The following is a 15,749-nucleotide window of genomic DNA, read 5'->3' as shown; positions in this document are numbered from 1 at the left end:
AGGACCAACCGTGCCCACCTACCAGTACTCCTGCACCGACTGCGGCCACTTCTTCGAGGCCGTCCAGAGCTTCAGCGACGACTCGCTGACCGTCTGCCCGGAGTGCGACGGCAAGCTCCGCAAGGTGTTCAACGCGGTCGGCGTCGTCTTCAAGGGTTCCGGCTTCTACCGCAACGACAGCCGCGGCACGACCACCTCGACCTCGCCGGCGGCGAGCCCCTCGGAGTCGACACCCGCACCGACCAAGACCGAGTCCGCGGCTCCCGCCTCGACGGCGGCCGCGTCCTCCTGATCCGATCCGGCCGGTCCTTTCGACCGGCTGTGGACGACGCCGGCCGGTCCCGGCGGTCGCTCCCTAGCGTGGCGCGATGCTCACGCCCGCCGCAGTCGTCGCCCGCATCCACCGATCCCTCCTGATCCACCGCCGGGGTCTGGCCGCGCTCTGCCTGGGACTGAGCTGCTGGCTGGTGCTCGGCGAGGTCCGTGCCGGACCGGCCCGGACCGTCGAGGTCTGGACGGCCGCGCACGACCTTCCCGGCGGAGCCGCGCTCACCGCCGACGACCTGCGCCGAACGAAGTTCCTGGCCGAGACCGCACCGCCGGCCGCGGCGCTGCGTGCTGAGCAGCTGGTCGGCCGGACCCTGGCCGCGCCCCTGGCGCGCGGCGACGTGCTCACCCGCGCCGACCTGGTCGGCTCCCGGCGCTTGGACGGCTACCCGGGACGCTCGGCCGTCGGACTCCGGATCCCGGACGCCGACGCTGCCGCGCTGCTCCGGCCCGACGACCACGTCGACCTGGTCGCCAGCGACCCGCAGCAGCGAGGTGCCGGTTCTCGGGACCCGGAGACCCTGGTCCGGGACGCGATCGTGCTCGCCGTACCGCGTGCGGCGAGCGGGCCGGGAGCCGGCGACCACCCCGGCCGGCTCGTGGTGTTCGCGGTCCCGAGCGACGACGCGGCGCATGTCGCGGCGACCGGGGCCACCCTCTTCCTCACCCCGATATGGAACCGCTAGCGTGAGGGACCGTACCGATATCCGGGATCTGGAGAAGGAGCGGCACCATGAGTGGGTTCAAGAATTTCATTCTTCGCGGCAATCTGGTCGACCTCGCGGTCGCGTTCATCATCGGCGTCGCGTTCGCGACCGTGGTGACCACCTTCACCAACTGGCTGACCGGTCTGATGCCGGACAGCGCGTCGAAGATCTTCAGCAACGACGCCAACAGCTTCGGTGCCTTCCTCAACGCGGTCGTCGCGTTCGTGCTGCTGGCCGCGATCGTCTACTTCTTCGTGGTCGTGCCGTACACCGCCGCGAAGGAGAAGCTCTTCCCCACGCCCGAGGACGGCAAGCCGGCCGATATCGCCCTCCTCGAGGAGATCCGCGACCTGCTCGCGTCGAAGCAGTCCTGAGCCGTTGAGTAGGCCCTAGTTGCCCTTTGAATGGGCCCTTCTTGTTCGTACGACGGACGGGAAGGGCCCATTCGCATGGAGAACGGGCCTGTTCGGCGGGCATTTCGGGCCCACTCGACGGGCTCAGCCGTGGTGGGGCGGGACCTGTCGCTTGAGCCAGTCCTCGGCAGCGGCGACGTCTCCCTCGGGGGACAGGTCGTCGCTGGTCTGATCGGGCAGCACGTCGCCGAACACCTCGGCCAGGCGCTTGCGACGGGCCGCGCGCTCGGCGGGGGTGAGCTCGGGCCCCGGCTCGGTGCTCATCGGACCGGCTGCGCCTCGAGCGCGGCATCGAACCAGGCCGGGTCGAAGGCCGGGCGGCTCGGCTGCCAGCCGGTCTGCGCCGAGAAGTGGTCGGAAGAGATCCGCAGCGAGCGGGTCATCGGCTCGATCCGGCCGCCGGCCAGGCGCCGCAGCACCGGGCCGAGGTAGCCGCCCTCGTCGGAACCGACCGCCTTCGCGAACCCCTCGACCAGCTCGGTACGACGCACCGGAGCCGCGCCGACGTTGTACACCCCGCTCGGGGCGTGCAGCGCGGCCAGCACGGCGGTGCCGAGGTCGTCGGTGTGCACCAGGTGGGTCCACGCGTCCGGCGAACCGATGCCGACCGGGCGTCCGGTCGCGGCGGCGCGGAGCCAGAACTTGGTCAGCGGGTCGTCACCGAGGATGCAGCCGAAGCGGAGCAGCACCCCGGCACGGAAGCCGCCGGCGTACTCCTGCACGTGCGACTCCCCCACGGCGACCGGCTCGGTGGCCGGGGTGATCTCGATCGGGTCGCGCTCGCTGATCCACGCGTCGCCGGCGTCGGCGTACACGAAGCTGGCGCTCTCCTGGATGATCCGCCGGACGCCGGAGGCCCGGGCCGCAGCGACGACGTTGGACACGGCCCGGGTGCGGAGCTGGTCGTTGTGCCGCCACGCGGTCGGCCAGGCGGCGGCGTAGCCGACGGGCACCTCGGTGGCCAGGTTGATGGCGACGTCGGCACCGGAGTAGATCCGGGCGAGGCTCTCGCGGTCGAAGAGGTCGGCGGAGACCGGGTCCGCGCCGAGGCGCCGGATCACCTCGGTGTTGGCGGCCGATCGGGCTAGGACGTCGACGTCGTGCCCGGCGTCGACGAGCGCCCGCACAGCGGCTCGTCCGATGACGCCGGTCCCTCCCGAAACGACTACCTTCACCCGGCCCATCTTGCATAACGAACCGGTAACGCACAACTCATCGTGCACAGGCAAGCGATTTATCCGGCCAGCCACGCTACCGACGAGTAGCGAACCGGTCAGGTGCAGAGCCCCGCAGCCTCGGCTTCGGCGTCCTTCTCGGCCTGGGACTTCGTCGGCTTGCTCGACGGGGTGTTGCTGGCGTTGCCCGACGGCGTCCCGGAGGCGTTCCCGCTCGGCGTCGACGACGCGTTGGCGGACGGCGTGGTCCCCGACCCGGGGCTGACCGCACCGTCGTTGAAGCGGGCGCCGATGTTCTTGTCGCGCTTGATCAGCGACCAGAGCGCGGTCGCGTCCGAGGACCACTCCACCCGGTTCGGGTCGGGGGCGTACTCCTGGAACGGCACGGTGATGAACTGGACGTTGTCCAGGCCGATGTTCTTGAGGGAGTTGCCCAGGGACGCGAGCTGCTTGAGGTTCGCGAACTCCGGGTCGGTGGTGAGCGACTCGGTGGCGGCCTCGAGGAAGTTGAGGGTCCGGATCGGGTTGGTCAGGGTGCCCGCGGAGATGACCTTCTTGATCATCGCGGCGATGAACGACTGCTGCCGCTTCATCCGGCCGATGTCACCGGTCGGCGCCCCGATGTCGTGCCGGACCCGGACGTAGTCGAGCGCCTGCTGGCCGGTGACCGTGTAGGTGCCGGCCGGGAGGTTGATGTTGCCGACGGTGTCGTTGACCTCGGTCGGCACGCAGATCTTGACGCCGTGGATCGCGTTGACCATCGCCTTGAACCCGACGAAGTCGACGACCACGAAGTGGTCCATCCGGATGCCGGTCAACCGCTCGACGGTCTTGACGGTGTACGCGGGTCCGCCGACGGCGTACGCGGTGTTGAACATGGTGAGGCCGCCGGGGTCCTTGCCGTTGCCGTCCTTGCGCCGGCAGCTGGGCCGCATCACCATCGCGTCGCGGGGCAGGCTGACGCCGTACGCGAACTTCCGGTTCGCCGAGAGGTGCAGGATCATCGTGGTGTCGGAGAGGCCCGGGGTGTCGCCGCCGATCCCCTTGCCGTTCGCGCCGTCACGGGTGTCCGATCCCATCACCAGGATGTTGATCGCCTTCGGCGCCACCGCGGCCGGCCGCGGGTCGGGGTCGAACTCGACGGTGTCGATGTTGCCCTGGAGCTTCTTGTACTCGTAGACCGCGAACAGCGTGAGCGCCATCAGGAAGACGGCGAAGCCGATGCCGACCCGTTTGAGGATGATGCGGGATCGAGGGGATCGCACGCGATGACGCGGTGCAGCCTCCGACACGTTGGGACCCTCGCTGACTCCACGGGTCGTGCCCGCGATCGGTTTCGTAGCCTCCCATTGTGGAGCGTGGAACGGCATCTCCCAAATTCGGAGGCACCGACGGGCGACCGGCACCGCGGCATTTCGGACCCTTCAGACAGCGCTCGTCCAAGGTCAGCGCATTTTCGAACGCCAGTGTCACAGGCCCGTTTCGGAGGCCTAGACATTCGAGACTGATCTCCGCCGGCGGCGTGCATCCGGGCCGTTTCCGGTGTTTAGTTGGTCCTGGTTCGGACCCGAGACCGAACCGCGAACGCCCCGTCAGCTTCCAGAAGCTGATGGGGCGTTCTTCATGTGATTCGCGCCGAGACATCGCGGTTCTGCGGCGCACCGGACGCTCGATGGCGTAGAAACGGCCCTGTGGCCCGCGCCGAAGACCCGCATGATGACGTCGTGCAACGCATGTTGCGCGGCGACGACGAGGCGTTCCGGATCATGTACCGCAGCATCCAGCCACGCCTGGTGCGCTACCTGAGCGCCCTGGTCGGCCAGAACGACGCCGAGGACGTCTCCTCGGACACCTGGGCGCACGTCTGCCGTGACCTGGCGAAGTTCTCCGGCGACGCCGACGGGTTCCGCGGCTGGGTCACCACGATCGGCCGGCACCGCGCGCTGGACCACCTGCGCACCAAGGGCCGGCGACCGGTCACGGCCGGACCGATCGAGGACTTCCCGGACCGCCCGACGCTCGAGGACGTCGAGTCGGCCGTGGCCGAGATCCTCTCCACCGCGGACGCGATCGAGCTGATCGGCTCGCTGCCGCCCGAGCAGGCCGAGGCCGTGCTCCTGCGGGCCGTGATGGGGCTCGACGCGAAGGCAGCGGGCAAGATCCTCGGCCGCAGCCCGGGCGCCGTCCGTACGGCGGCGTACCGGGGCCTGCGCACGCTCGCCAAGCGGGCCGCGCGCCCGCCCGGTGACAAATCCGGTCCCTCAACCGCTGAGGAGTTGAGATGACTACCCGACGTGAGAAGCGCCTGAGCCGCCGTGCGGCAGAGCGCGCCCTGGACCGAACCGGCGCGTCCGGTACGGCGTCCGTCGACAAGATCCTGGACGCGGCCACCGCGCCGCCGACCAACTTCGAGCTCAACCGCGAGGCCGACACGGTCGCGATGTTCCGCACCGTGCAGCTCAGCCCGGTCGCAGCCCCGGTACGACGCAGCCTGCTCCAGGCCACCCTGGCCCGGCTCGCGGCCGCGAAGGTGGCGGTCGCCGCCGGCACCGCGGTCCTGCTCGCTGGCGGCGGGGTCGCCTTCGCGGCCAGTACCGGCCACCTGCCCGGCCAGAAGAACGACGACCCGAAGCCGAAGCCGCCCGCGCACGCGACCCACACGCCGGGCAAGAAGGCGCCGGGACGCCCGAGCGACAAGCCGGCGCCGGGCAAGCCGACCAAGACCTCCTCGCCGTCCGGCCCGAAGGCGACCACGGCCCCGTCACCGTCCCTCAAGGGCCTCTGCAACGCCTATCAGGCGGGCGTCGCGGACAACCCGGGCAAGGCGCTCGACAACCCGGCGTTCAGCGCTCTGGCGGCCGCTGCGGGCGGCAAGGAGCAGATCGGCGCGTACTGCGACGGGCTGATCGGCCCGGACACGGACCCGTCGGAGTCCGCGGGCGCGGAGCCGACGAAGAAGCCGCACCCGACGCAGCCCACCAAGAAGGTCAAGCAGACCAAGAAGCCGCACCCGCACGCCACCCAGACGACGACCACGCCTGCCGGCTGACGGTTTGGGCCACGGGCCCCAAGGCGGCGGCAGGCAACGGGGGTCGCCGCCTTTGCCCTTTTCGGTCGAACTTCGTATCCCTTTTGTCCGTTTTATGGCATCCTGAAGTGGCTCGTCACTGGACGACGAGGCACCAGGAGATTGCCAGCGGGAGGGAACCCCATGAGCGCAGTAGCCAGCTACACCGGGCCCGAGGACCTCGAGGCCCCGATTGCCCTGACCGCGATCGCCGCCGCGGAGCGCGAGCTCGCCGACCTGTTCGGGCACTGCGACCGCCTGCACCGCGCGAACATCCAGCACAACCCGCACTCCTGCCTGCTCTGCTTCGAGCAGCGCTAAGGACTCCCGGAGCTCGGACGCCGAGACGCCCGCACCGCCCCGATGGGCGCTTCGAAGATCAGTACGACACGTTGCGGTGTACCAGTTTCAAACTGGTTGGGTACTCAGACGCACGACTGGTTCCGAGAACAAGCTCTACAAGTCCCGGTCGAACGGTCAACGCGAGCCACATGCTCTGGACATCTACCGGCCGATTCGGCGGGCACGGAACGTAATGAACCAGGGCCTCAGGCCCTCCGACCAGGAGGATCCCCTTCCGAGTCGGCACTACTCCTAGCGACTTCCAATTGGTGGTCTCATCGTCGTCAAGTGCGATCTCCAACTCAGTCACCTCGACGCTGGTTCCCATGGCTCGCCAGGCGAAGACGTCCGCGCCACCAACGCTGATCAACGCGCCTTGCGTCGTGAACAACCCGCCGGTCGGCAGGAGATCAGTGCCGTCCCATCCCCGTCGTGACTCCTCTAGAAACCCATCGAGGTCGTGCGCGTCCACGACTGCGATGATGCCCGAGTCGCTACCCAGACCGTCGCCTGCGGTGGATTCGTAGATTCTGTTGTCGCCAGACACTGTCAGATCACTTCACCCGGGAACCAGAACCTCATGCCGCCACATCCCGAGGCCTCGTAGGCCTCCTTGACCTCGGCAGTCGCGAAGAACTTGTGCCTGAACTCATGCATTGGAATGCGGAAGAGCGCTGGACTCTCGATCCGATTGCCGATCCAAACTGGCTTCTCGAATTCATGGATCGCTCCATCGCTGCGGAAGAACTCCGTGCGCTCCAGATCCAATGCGTCTACAACGAGATTGACCTTGATCACCCAGAACGTGTCGTCGTTGATCGTGACCGGAAGGAACTGTGCAGCGTGCCCCACCAAAGGTTCGAGCACGGAACGCAACCTTGTCGAAACTACCGGCTCAGAACCGGGCCAAACCGTATCCAAGGGACCGTTGGTCTTCACGAAGAACTTCCACGGTTCAGGGTTCGACGGGTCTCCGTCACGGGCATATCGAGTGAATGCCCTCCAATCGACTCCCTCGTTCAGGGGGTGTCCAACGGCTAGCCCAGGATTCTGCTGATCCGACTGCGGCGACATTCGGAAGACAGCAGTTGGCCTCGTCATGGAGTCTCCGGAGGTCTAGGCAGGGTGATAGCGATTCCAAACCTAGCGAAGTGGTCCCTCACGAAGCCCGGACAATCGGCCCACGCCGGTCTTTGACCACCCCCGCGGCGTTGATCTGAACACAACCCTTCTTCAGCCATTCCCGAAGATTCGCGAGTGCCAGCAACGATCAACGCTCGCCGAACTTCGCGCCTCCCAGCAGAGATGCGCAGACGCAGTCGACTTCTGGCGACCCCAAGGCTTTCCTAGGGCTGGGCACAGGCGCAGCGAATGCGGATGGCAATGCCGCGTCACATCGGAGTATCAATCTCGTCGAGCAACATGAGCAACGTTGCTCGACCATCAAGCCCCGAGAGATCGCAAGTACGCTTCCCCGAGTCCACTGGCCCCGAGGATCGCGACCCACGCCCCGACCAGCATGAACGGCCCGAACGGCACCGCCGTCTTCCGGCCCGCCTTCCCGACCGCCAGTAGCAGCACGCCGACCAGCGCACCCAGGACGAAGCCCAGGAAGGCCCCGGTCAGCAGCGCACCCCAGGACAGGTAGCCGAGCACGCCGCCGATCACGCCGGAGAGCTTCACGTCCCCGAAGCCCATGCTCCCGGGTGAGGCCATCGCGATCAGGAAGTAGAACGCGAACAGCGCTGCGCCGGCGTAGAGGGCTCGCAGGAGGGCGTGCCCGTCCGCGTCGATCGCGAGCAGCGCCAACAGCACCGGGTACGACGGCAGCACGATCACGTCCGGCAGCCGGCGCACATCCAGGTCGATCAACGCCAGCGCGATCCCGATCGCGGTGAAGGCCAGGTACGCCGGCAGCAGCCGCGGCTCGTCGGCGAACCGGACCGCGACCGCCGCGAACGCCAGCCCGGTGCCGAGCTCGACCAGCGGGTAGCGCGGGCTGATCGGCTCGTGGCAGTCGAAGCATCTCCCGCGCAGCAGCAGCCAGCCGAGCGCCGGGACGTTGTGCCGGTTCCGGATCGGGGTCCCGCAGCGCGGGCACGCCGACGGCGGGCTGACGATCGACTCGCCTCGCGGGACGCGGTAGGCGACCACGTTGAGGAACGAGCCGATGGCCAGGCCGAGCAGGCCGGAGAGGACGGCGTAGACGACGACCTCCGCGTGGTCGGCGGTCAGCGCTGCTCACTCCAGGACATGATGTCGACCTTGCGGGCACCCGACAGTGTCGGAGGGTTGAACGGATCTGTGATCGGCGGATCTGTGATCCGAACCCGCACGGTCAGCGCCAGTGTCCCGCCCGTACTGCAGGTAGCGCTCGAGGGGCAGACCGAGACCTTGAGGTCGACGATCGACACGTTCGACCCGAAACCGGGCCCGGAGTCCGGGATCGAGACCACAGGATCCGCGAAGGTGTAGTTCGGCCATCCCGACGAGTTCAAGCTCCGTGCGACCAGGCCGTACTTGAGCGCGATCAGTCCGTCGCTCGATGCGTTGTTCGCCAGGTTGAGGTAGAACGACGCCTTCGGCGCGTAGGTCAGGCCCTGGATCACGAAGGTGGCCTTCGGATTGCCGTTCGTCTTGGTCGAGACGAACTCGCAGGAATCAGCACCCGGCACGGACGACGAGGACGGCGTGGCGACGCAGTTGGTCTTGCCAGCGACGACCGCGTCATCGATCTGGCCGCGCAGCGTGGGCGTGATGTAGGAGATGTCCAGGCTGACCTTGTCGATCTCCAGCTTCACGTTCTTCAACTTCGTCTTCGCGATCGTCACGGTCGGGTCGGACCCGAGCGTGCCGTCGTGCACGGCCTTGCTCAGCGTGCTCGTCACATCGAAGGTGTTCGGGGCATAACTTGCGTTCTTCGGGATCGTCCCGGTGGTGTCCGGCGCTCCGTCGGAGGCCACCGTCAGGTCGTAGGTGGCGGTCCCGAGACCCGTGGTTCTGTTGACGATCTTGAGCGTCGCGCTCTGGAGGATCGAACCGTCAGGAATGGCCGCTGCATCGAAACCCGTCAGCTTCAGCTTGACGTCGCTGTTCGAGTTCCCGGCCTCCCAGGTCGCCGCATTGCTGTCGCTCGCAGTGGCGATGCTGGACAGAAGGGACGCCGAGTTCGGGTTCCCTGTGAAGGTCGGGTTGGACCCCGTGGTCGCGGCAGCGGTCATCGGCAGGTTCAACTGCTCATCGGGCGCGTTGGTGTCTCCGCTCGTCAGGCCGTAGATCACCACGGGCGGCGCACCACCGTTGTAGGAGCCACAGAGCTCGACCGACCCGTTCATCGGAACGTACATGCGACTGGTCCCGCCGAAGACGAACTGCACTCCGGACGCACTAGGACTGACGAGCGGGCTGACGCACCTGCCCGGAACGACCGAGTCACTGGAAAGCGTCCCGCCGATCACGGTCCTGCTGATCGTCCACACGCTTCCTCCGGAGGTCGAGGGTGATGCGTCATTCATCACGAACTCGTTGGCCATCTTGTCGGTGGAGTCGTTGTGGAAATCGAAGTAGTACAGACCCGGTGTGAAGACGGAGGTCGCGCAGTCGTCCGTGGCGCTCGTCAGTGCGTCTGCGTCGTCGTAGTAGCCCGGCTGGAACTTGCACGAGTCCCCCGTGTCGTGCTGCACGGTGCCGTTCTTCGTGCGGAGCGTCGTGGGCAAGGAGGAGATCGGGTTGGTGATACCGCTCGGCTCGGTGACGGCCCCGGTGTAGTTGCAGTCCACTGCCGGGGTACTTTGTACGTTTGCCGCAGTTCCTGAAGAGCACGACCTGGCTTGCACGGAGCTGTTGGTGAAGAGCCCGTTCGTGGTCATCTTCGCGGCGGACTGAATGCCACCCCTGACCAAGAAGTCTCCGGACTTCGCGGAGACGTTGAGCTCGTCGCTCGAGGCGGTACCGACAATGGTCAGCGCGCGTCCGTTCCCGGAATCCACCCCGGCGCCCGGTCCCGTGCCGAAGATGCCCGACCCGTCGACCAAGGTGCAGTCGACGCGAGCGGATGCCGCCGCTGTCTGGCTCCCGGTCTTGGGGTAGAGATTGCTCATGACGAACGAGTTACGAGCTGTATGAGGTGCGCTCGCCTCGTTCCAACCGAAGCATCCGGTTCCGTCGAGGTAGCCGTTGTAGACCCAAGCAGGGCTCTGGCTCGGGAAGAACTTGTTGGGCATCGTCTTGTTCGTCGAAGCCGCACCCAGTTCGAGATTGGTGATGGCTACCTGAGCTGCGGCATCTGCCGCATAGGCACTGGCCGCCACCGACCGCAATGCGACGGTCGTCTTGAAGTTCCCCTGCCCCCTCGTCAGTAGAGCCATGGTGACCACCGCAACGGTCGTGATCACCAGCAGCGCGAGGATCAAGACGGCCCCGTCGTCGGAGCGCCTTCTGTTCGCGATCATCCTTGCCTCCGTTGAGCGATCAGCGTGCTGGTGTAGCCCGTCGAGTCGGCGTTGGTGAGGTCTTTGACACTCATGGCCAGCTTCACCACGGCAGGCAGCGGCGACGTCGAAGAGCACTGGACCACGACGTTGGCAGAGTTGAGGCACGTCGCGGTGGGTCGTTCCGTGAGCCGGTGCGCGATCACGTTCGACTTCGCCGCCGCCGTGCTGCTGCACCGCACCCTGGTGAGCTCCCACTGGGCACCGACTTGCTGAGCCGTGTAGACGACACCGTTGACCGTGGCATCGAATGCGGTTGCTGAGGGGTTCCCGATCGGATAGTCGTTCCAGACGAATCCCACCACCACCGTGCCCGTCAGCCCGTTCACGCAGCCCGCAGGAACCCCTGAGGGCGCAGAGCCGGTCCAGGCCGATTGCCTGACCGGGAACTGGTCGCCGGCGTTCGCCGGCGTGTAGCCGCGGAGGCCCAAGCTGCTGACGTCCTGCTGCCAGTAGGCGGAGACGAACTGCTGGTCCGTCGTCTCGCTCAACCGCGACTGCGTGTTCGTGCTGACCCTGAAGTACTGGATCAGGATGCCGGCGAGGGCGCCGATGATGGTGCCCACGATGACGGTCGTGATCAGGAGCTCGACCAGGGTGAACCCGTCCTCGTTACGTCGTCGGTCGTTCAGCATGGCGTCGGCACGCTTCCTGAGCACGGCTTGCGCAGGATCACGTACAACGACTCGACCGAGTCAGGTCGGCCATCGGTTCCGGCCTTCAGCAGCTGGAATCGCACGCGCTGCACCCCGTAGTCCGACGCGGCACTAGCGCACGTCGACCACGTCGAGGTGGTCCCGTCCCAGGTATCCACCTTGGCTGGCTGGGTGAGCGTGTAGCCCGGGGGCAGGTCCACCAGTGCGGGATTGTTGTTGAGGTAGGTCGCATAGACGCCTGCAGCCCCGCAGGTCTGGTATCCACCAGCGGCCACGTAGTTCTGCACGGTTTCGACCACTCCGCGGACATAGGATCCGGCGGTCGCCTGCTTTCGGTTCAGGTCCGACGCACGAGCAGAGAGGGCAACGGCTCCCATGATCGCCGTACCGGCGAGGCCGAGAATCACCACGGTGACGAGGACCTCTACCAAGGTCTCCCCACGCTGATCTCGCCTCAGGGTCGCAAGCATCAGACGTCGACCTGATTGAAGATCCCGTACATCGCGGACACGAGAGCAACCGCGACAAAGCCCACGATCAGGCCCATGACGACGATGACCATCGGCTCGAAGATCGCCGTGAGCTTCTTGATCTTGTAGTCGAGCTCGACTTCGTAGTACGCCGCGGTGACCTCGAGCTGCGAGTCCAGCGAGCCGGTTTCCTCACCAACCCGGAGCATCTGGGTGGCGGCGCCCGGGAAGAGCTGGGTCCGCGCCAGCGGCGTAGCGATGCCCTGGCCCTCGAGCATGGCCTCGCCGACCTCACCCAGTCTCTTCGCGTAGACCCGGTTCTGGAGGGACTCGATCGTCACGACGAGAGCCTCGGGAAGGTTCACCCCGGCACCGACCATCGAGCCGAGGACGCGGCAGAACCGCTCGACCAGCGAGTACTGGATGGTCTCGCCGAGCACCGGGACCTTCAGCAGGAAGGCGTCGCGGGCATAGCGCCCCCGCTCGAACCGCAAGACCGTCCATCCGGCCAGCACCAGTAGCGCGGCACCGCCAGCCAGTGCCCACCAGTAGTCACCGAGGAAATCGGTGAATCCGAGCAGCATCCGGGTAGGCAACGGCAGGTCGGCGTTGAGATCGCTGAAGAATGCCTTGAACTTCGGCAGCACGTAGACAGCGAGGACGACGACAGTGACGCACGACATCGCGGCGATGACGATCGGATAGGTCAGCGCCGACTTGATCTTGCGGCGGGCCTCAAGATCGCGCTCCAGGTAGAGCGCGAGCCTGGCCAGCACCGTGTCGAGCTCACCGGTCAGCTCGGCCGATCGGACGATCCCGCGGTAGTAGCTCGGGAACACCTTCTGGTGGCGCTCCAGGCAGTCGGAGAACCGCTCGCCGGTGCGGAGGCCGTCCTCGATGTCGTTCATCATCCGCCGGACCGACGAGTTCTCGGACTCGGCACCGATCGAGTGCACGGCGTCCAGAATCGGCAACCCGGCCCGGAGGAACGCGGCCATCTGCCGGGACATGTGCATCACCTCGGCCTTGGTGATCCGCGGCCCGGTGATCTCCATCTGCAGGAAGCTGGTCTTCTCGGTGACCTTCAGGTCACGGAGCTCGCGCTCGTAGAGCGCGAGCTCGGCGTCGGCTCGACTACTGGCTTTCTCAGTGCCCTTGACGGGTGCCCCATCCAGGGTGGTCCCGCTGTAGGCGTACTTGGGCATCGTCAGACTCCTGCGACGTAGATGGAGCGCATGACTTCGGAGGCGGTGGTGGTGCCGTCCATGACCAACCGGACAGCCTGTTCCTGCAGCGTGCTCATGCCCTGGCTGATCGCGAGCTTGCGCATCTCGTCGTGCGGCACCCGGTCGACGATCATCTCGCGCACGTCGTCGGTGACCGCCAGCAACTCGTAGACGCCGATCCGCTCCAGGTAGCCGGTGTGCGCGCAGAAGTTGCAGCCGACACCGTGCTTGAACCCGCCAACCGGTTCACGCCCGCCGAAGGTGTGCAGGAAGTCCAGCTCGTCCGGAGACGGCTTGTAGGTCTCCAGGCACGAGGTGCAGCTGCGCCGAACCAGTCGCTGCGAGACCACCGCTGTCACCGAGGAGGCGATCAGGAACGGCTCGATCCCCATGTCGAGCAACCGGTACAGCGCCGACACGGCCTCGGTGGCGTGCAGCGACGAGAGCACGAAGTGGCCGGTCAGGGCGGACTGCACCGCGATCCGCGCGGTGTCGACGTCACGCACCTCGCCAACCAGGATCACGTCCGGATCCTGCCGCAGGATCGCCTTCAGACCGTCGGCGAAGGTGACCCCGGCCTGCTCGTTGATCTGGATCTGGTTGATCGAGTCGAAGGTGTACTCGACCGGGTCCTCGATCGTCATGATGTTGCGGTCCGCGCTGTTCAGCTCACCCAGGGACGCGTACAGCGTGGTGGTCTTGCCACCCCCGGTCGGTCCGGCACAGATCACCATCCCGTACGGCGACCGGATCAGCGCGCTGTACCGCTCGGCCGTGTCGGCGGGCATGCCGAGCTGCTCAAGCTTGAAGAGCGGGCGGCTCTTGTCGAGCAGCCGCAGCACCACCTTCTCGCCGCCCACGACCGCCGTCGTGGCGACCCGGATGTCCACGTCACGGCCCTCGACCGCCATGCTGATCTGACCGTCCTGGGAGCGCCGGCGCTCGACGATGTTCAGCTCGGCCAGGATCTTCACCCGGCTCACGATCGCCGGACCGATCGAGCCGGGCAGGTCCAGCACCTCGTTGAGGGCGCCATCGATCCGGTACCGGACCCGAACCCGATCCCCGAAAGGTTCGATGTGGATGTCCGAGGCGCGGTCCCGCAGGCCCTGGGTGATGATCATCTGCACCACCCGGACCACCGGCGCCTCGTCACTGGCACTGGCGTTCTCCAGCCGGGAGGCCTCCAGGCGCAGCGCGTCCCGGGCCTCGAACTCCTTGACCTGACCGCCGACGTCCTTGGTGGCGCTGTAGGCGGTGCCAAGGGCCCTCTGCAGATCCCGTCGGGTGGCGACCACACCGATCACCGGTCGGCCGACAGCACGGGCGATCGTCTCCAGGTGCTCGGGAGAGGCGTCCCGAACCGCCACGGCCAGGGCGTCGGTCTCGGGGTTCACCGAGATCGGCAGGGCTTCGAGCTCGGCCGCACGCTCAGGCGTCAGGGTCGCGACTGCCTCCGGTTCCGGAGTGAGGTCCCGGAAGTCGAGCACCGGGACCTCGTAGTGGCCTGCCACGGCCGCGGCCAGCTCCATGTCGCTGATCGCGCCGCGACTGATCAGCAGGTCGGCCAGACCACCGGAGCTCGGGGCCACCAGCGCCTGGTCGAGCTCCGCCTGGCCGACCTTGCCCGCCGCCACGAGGACTCCAGCCAACCGCTGGTCCCGCTCTGCGCGGGTCGGCTCGACGGGGCCTTCCTCGATCCGGTTGCGTCGCTTCAGTCTCATCGGCTGCCGTCCTGATCCACTAGCCGAGGCCCGCTGCGAGGCGCGGCCTGGATTCGATGTCCTTCGGGTAGAGGCTGCGCGCAGTCGCATCCTCCTCGGTCACGATCCCGGCCTGGACCAGCGTCGACAGGGACTGCTCGAGCGTCACCATGCCTTCCCGCGACCCGGTCACCAGCGAGTTGCGCAGCTGGTGCGTCTTGCCTTCCTTGATCAGGTTGCGCACCGCCGGGGTCGCCACCAGGATCTCGTACGCCGCGGTCATCCCGCCGCCGATCTTCGGAATCAATCGCTGGTACACCACGCAGCTCAGTGCCGAGGCGAGCTGGACCCGGATCTGGGCCTGCTGCTCGGCCGGGAAGACGTCGATCATCCGGCCCAGCGATTGGGCGGTGTCGTTGGTGTGCAGGGTCGCGAAGACCAGGTGGCCGGTCTCGGCGACAGTGAGAGCGAAGGCGATCGACTCCAGGTCGCGCATCTCACCGACGAGCAGCACGTCCGGGTCTTCACGGAGAACGGATCGGAGCGCCTTGTGGAAGGAGCCCGTGTCGGTGCCGACCTCGCGCTGGTTGACGGCGGACCTCTTGTGGTCGTGGACGTACTCGATCGGGTCCTCGACCGTGATGATGTGGCAAGCGCGGTTGGTGTTGATCAGGTCGACGAGCGAGGCGAGAGTGGTGGACTTGCCGGAGCCGGTCGGGCCGGTCATCAGGATCAGGCCCTGGTGGGTCATCGACAGCTCGCGGAGCACAGCAGGGAGGCCGAGCTCATCAGGGCTCGGGATCTGACGCGGAATCATCCGCAGAGCCACGGCAGTCATCCCGCGCTGGGTGAAGGCGTTGCCGCGGATTCGGGCATGCTCGCGCCACGAGAAGGAGAAGTCGTACTCGTGCTGGGTGCTCCAGGCGTCGCTCTGCTCCTGGGTCAACACCTCAGCGAGTAACCCGTCGGTCTCCGCGGGGGTGAGCACGGCCTCGCCCTCGATGGGCCGCAACTCCCCGTCGACTCGCGTCATCGGAGGGAGGCCAACTGTCAGCATCAAGTCGGTCCCGCGGGTGTTCCAGAGTGCTTCCAGCAGCCGGTCTACCCGGTCTCCGATGCGGTGCAGGTGATGGAACACGAAGCCCCCAAGGCCTGGTCTCGATTGATACTGAA

18 protein-coding genes are annotated in these 15,749 nt (G+C 67.1%); 6 read left to right on the top strand and 12 right to left on the bottom strand.

All coding sequences use genetic code 11. The annotated features are described in order from the left end of the window. The first annotated feature begins 10 nt into the window (after positions 1–10). From EFK50_RS11575 to EFK50_RS11565, 3 genes are all read left to right on the top strand, one after another. Positions 11–292 (top strand): FmdB family zinc ribbon protein, encoded by a 282-nt coding sequence (locus EFK50_RS11575; RefSeq protein ID WP_123227703.1) that lies wholly within the window; start codon positions 11–13, stop codon positions 290–292. Between the two features lie 76 nt (positions 293–368). After that, positions 369–1,013 carry a Flp pilus assembly protein CpaB gene (gene cpaB, locus EFK50_RS11570; protein ID WP_123227702.1) on the top strand — a complete coding sequence of 215 codons (645 nt, stop codon included), beginning with the start codon at positions 369–371 and terminating at the stop codon, positions 1,011–1,013. 47 nt (positions 1,014–1,060) lie between these two features. Then, positions 1,061–1,408, top strand: a complete 348-nt coding sequence (locus tag EFK50_RS11565) for an MscL family protein (protein WP_123227701.1) — start codon at positions 1,061–1,063, stop codon at positions 1,406–1,408. A gap of 123 nt (positions 1,409–1,531) precedes the next feature. Here the strand turns inward: EFK50_RS11565 and EFK50_RS11560 are convergent, their stop codons facing one another. From EFK50_RS11560 to EFK50_RS11550, 3 genes are all read right to left on the bottom strand, one after another. Then, complete coding sequence (locus tag EFK50_RS11560) at positions 1,532–1,711, bottom strand: hypothetical protein (RefSeq protein WP_123227700.1); 180 nt, start codon at positions 1,709–1,711, stop codon at positions 1,532–1,534. Beyond that, entirely contained in the window at positions 1,708–2,622 is a 915-nt protein-coding gene (locus EFK50_RS11555; RefSeq protein WP_183407781.1) for an NAD-dependent epimerase/dehydratase family protein, read from the bottom strand. Before EFK50_RS11555 ends, EFK50_RS11560 begins: the two co-directional genes overlap by 4 nt. A gap of 98 nt (positions 2,623–2,720) precedes the next feature. Next, entirely contained in the window at positions 2,721–3,887 is a 1,167-nt protein-coding gene (locus tag EFK50_RS11550) for an LCP family protein (protein ID WP_183407780.1), read from the bottom strand. A 468-nt stretch (positions 3,888–4,355) separates the two neighbouring features. Between EFK50_RS11550 and EFK50_RS11545 the strand changes: the two genes are divergently transcribed. The 3 genes from EFK50_RS11545 (at position 4,356) to EFK50_RS22200 (ending at position 6,010) form a co-directional block, all read left to right on the top strand. Further along, entirely contained in the window at positions 4,356–4,907 is a 552-nt protein-coding gene (locus tag EFK50_RS11545) for an RNA polymerase sigma factor (protein WP_123227697.1), read from the top strand. Then, positions 4,904–5,671, top strand: a complete 768-nt coding sequence (locus tag EFK50_RS11540) for a hypothetical protein (RefSeq protein ID WP_123227696.1) — start codon at positions 4,904–4,906, stop codon at positions 5,669–5,671. The genes EFK50_RS11545 and EFK50_RS11540 overlap by 4 nt, the downstream gene beginning before the upstream one ends. A 162-nt stretch (positions 5,672–5,833) precedes the next feature. Then, the gene (locus EFK50_RS22200; protein WP_183407779.1) at positions 5,834–6,010 is read left to right on the top strand and encodes a hypothetical protein; all 177 of its coding nucleotides are present in this window, start codon (positions 5,834–5,836) and stop codon (positions 6,008–6,010) included. A gap of 58 nt (positions 6,011–6,068) precedes the next feature. Here EFK50_RS22200 and EFK50_RS11535 read toward each other — a convergent pair whose 3' ends face one another. From EFK50_RS11535 to EFK50_RS11495, 9 genes are all read right to left on the bottom strand, one after another. Continuing rightward, complete coding sequence (locus tag EFK50_RS11535; RefSeq protein ID WP_148046130.1) at positions 6,069–6,503, bottom strand: hypothetical protein; 435 nt, start codon at positions 6,501–6,503, stop codon at positions 6,069–6,071. Between the two features lie 77 nt (positions 6,504–6,580). Further along, positions 6,581–7,105, bottom strand: a complete 525-nt coding sequence (locus EFK50_RS11530; protein ID WP_342772424.1) for an imm11 family protein — start codon at positions 7,103–7,105, stop codon at positions 6,581–6,583. 369 nt (positions 7,106–7,474) lie between these two features. Next, the gene (locus tag EFK50_RS11525; RefSeq protein WP_281274040.1) at positions 7,475–8,209 is read right to left on the bottom strand and encodes a prepilin peptidase; all 735 of its coding nucleotides are present in this window, start codon (positions 8,207–8,209) and stop codon (positions 7,475–7,477) included. 53 nt (positions 8,210–8,262) lie between these two features. Further along, a complete protein-coding gene (locus tag EFK50_RS11520; protein ID WP_148046128.1) occupies positions 8,263–10,443 on the bottom strand; it encodes a hypothetical protein in 2,181 nt (726 codons plus the stop codon). Positions 10,444–10,478: 35 nt separating this feature from the next. Further along, positions 10,479–11,156 carry a PulJ/GspJ family protein gene (locus EFK50_RS11515; RefSeq protein WP_123227691.1) on the bottom strand — a complete coding sequence of 226 codons (678 nt, stop codon included), beginning with the start codon at positions 11,154–11,156 and terminating at the stop codon, positions 10,479–10,481. Continuing rightward, positions 11,150–11,647, bottom strand: a complete 498-nt coding sequence (locus tag EFK50_RS11510) for a prepilin-type N-terminal cleavage/methylation domain-containing protein (RefSeq protein WP_123227690.1) — start codon at positions 11,645–11,647, stop codon at positions 11,150–11,152. The genes EFK50_RS11515 and EFK50_RS11510 overlap by 7 nt, the downstream gene beginning before the upstream one ends. Continuing rightward, positions 11,647–12,852: a type II secretion system F family protein gene (locus EFK50_RS11505; RefSeq protein WP_123227689.1), complete on the bottom strand. Its 1,206-nt coding sequence runs from the start codon at positions 12,850–12,852 to the stop codon at positions 11,647–11,649. The genes EFK50_RS11510 and EFK50_RS11505 overlap by 1 nt, the downstream gene beginning before the upstream one ends. A gap of 2 nt (positions 12,853–12,854) precedes the next feature. After that, positions 12,855–14,597: a GspE/PulE family protein gene (locus tag EFK50_RS11500; RefSeq protein WP_123227688.1), complete on the bottom strand. Its 1,743-nt coding sequence runs from the start codon at positions 14,595–14,597 to the stop codon at positions 12,855–12,857. A gap of 19 nt (positions 14,598–14,616) precedes the next feature. Continuing rightward, positions 14,617–15,714, bottom strand: a complete 1,098-nt coding sequence (locus EFK50_RS11495; protein ID WP_281274020.1) for a type IV pilus twitching motility protein PilT — start codon at positions 15,712–15,714, stop codon at positions 14,617–14,619. Positions 15,715–15,749: the final 35 nt, after the last annotated feature.

It is taken from the genome of Nocardioides marmoriginsengisoli (assembly GCF_003725695.1).
GTDB classification, from domain to species: Bacteria; Actinomycetota; Actinomycetes; order Propionibacteriales; family Nocardioidaceae; genus Marmoricola; species Marmoricola marmoriginsengisoli.
The sequence above is the reverse complement of the archived record's forward strand: the minus strand, read 5'-3'. Positions and strand labels throughout refer to the sequence as shown.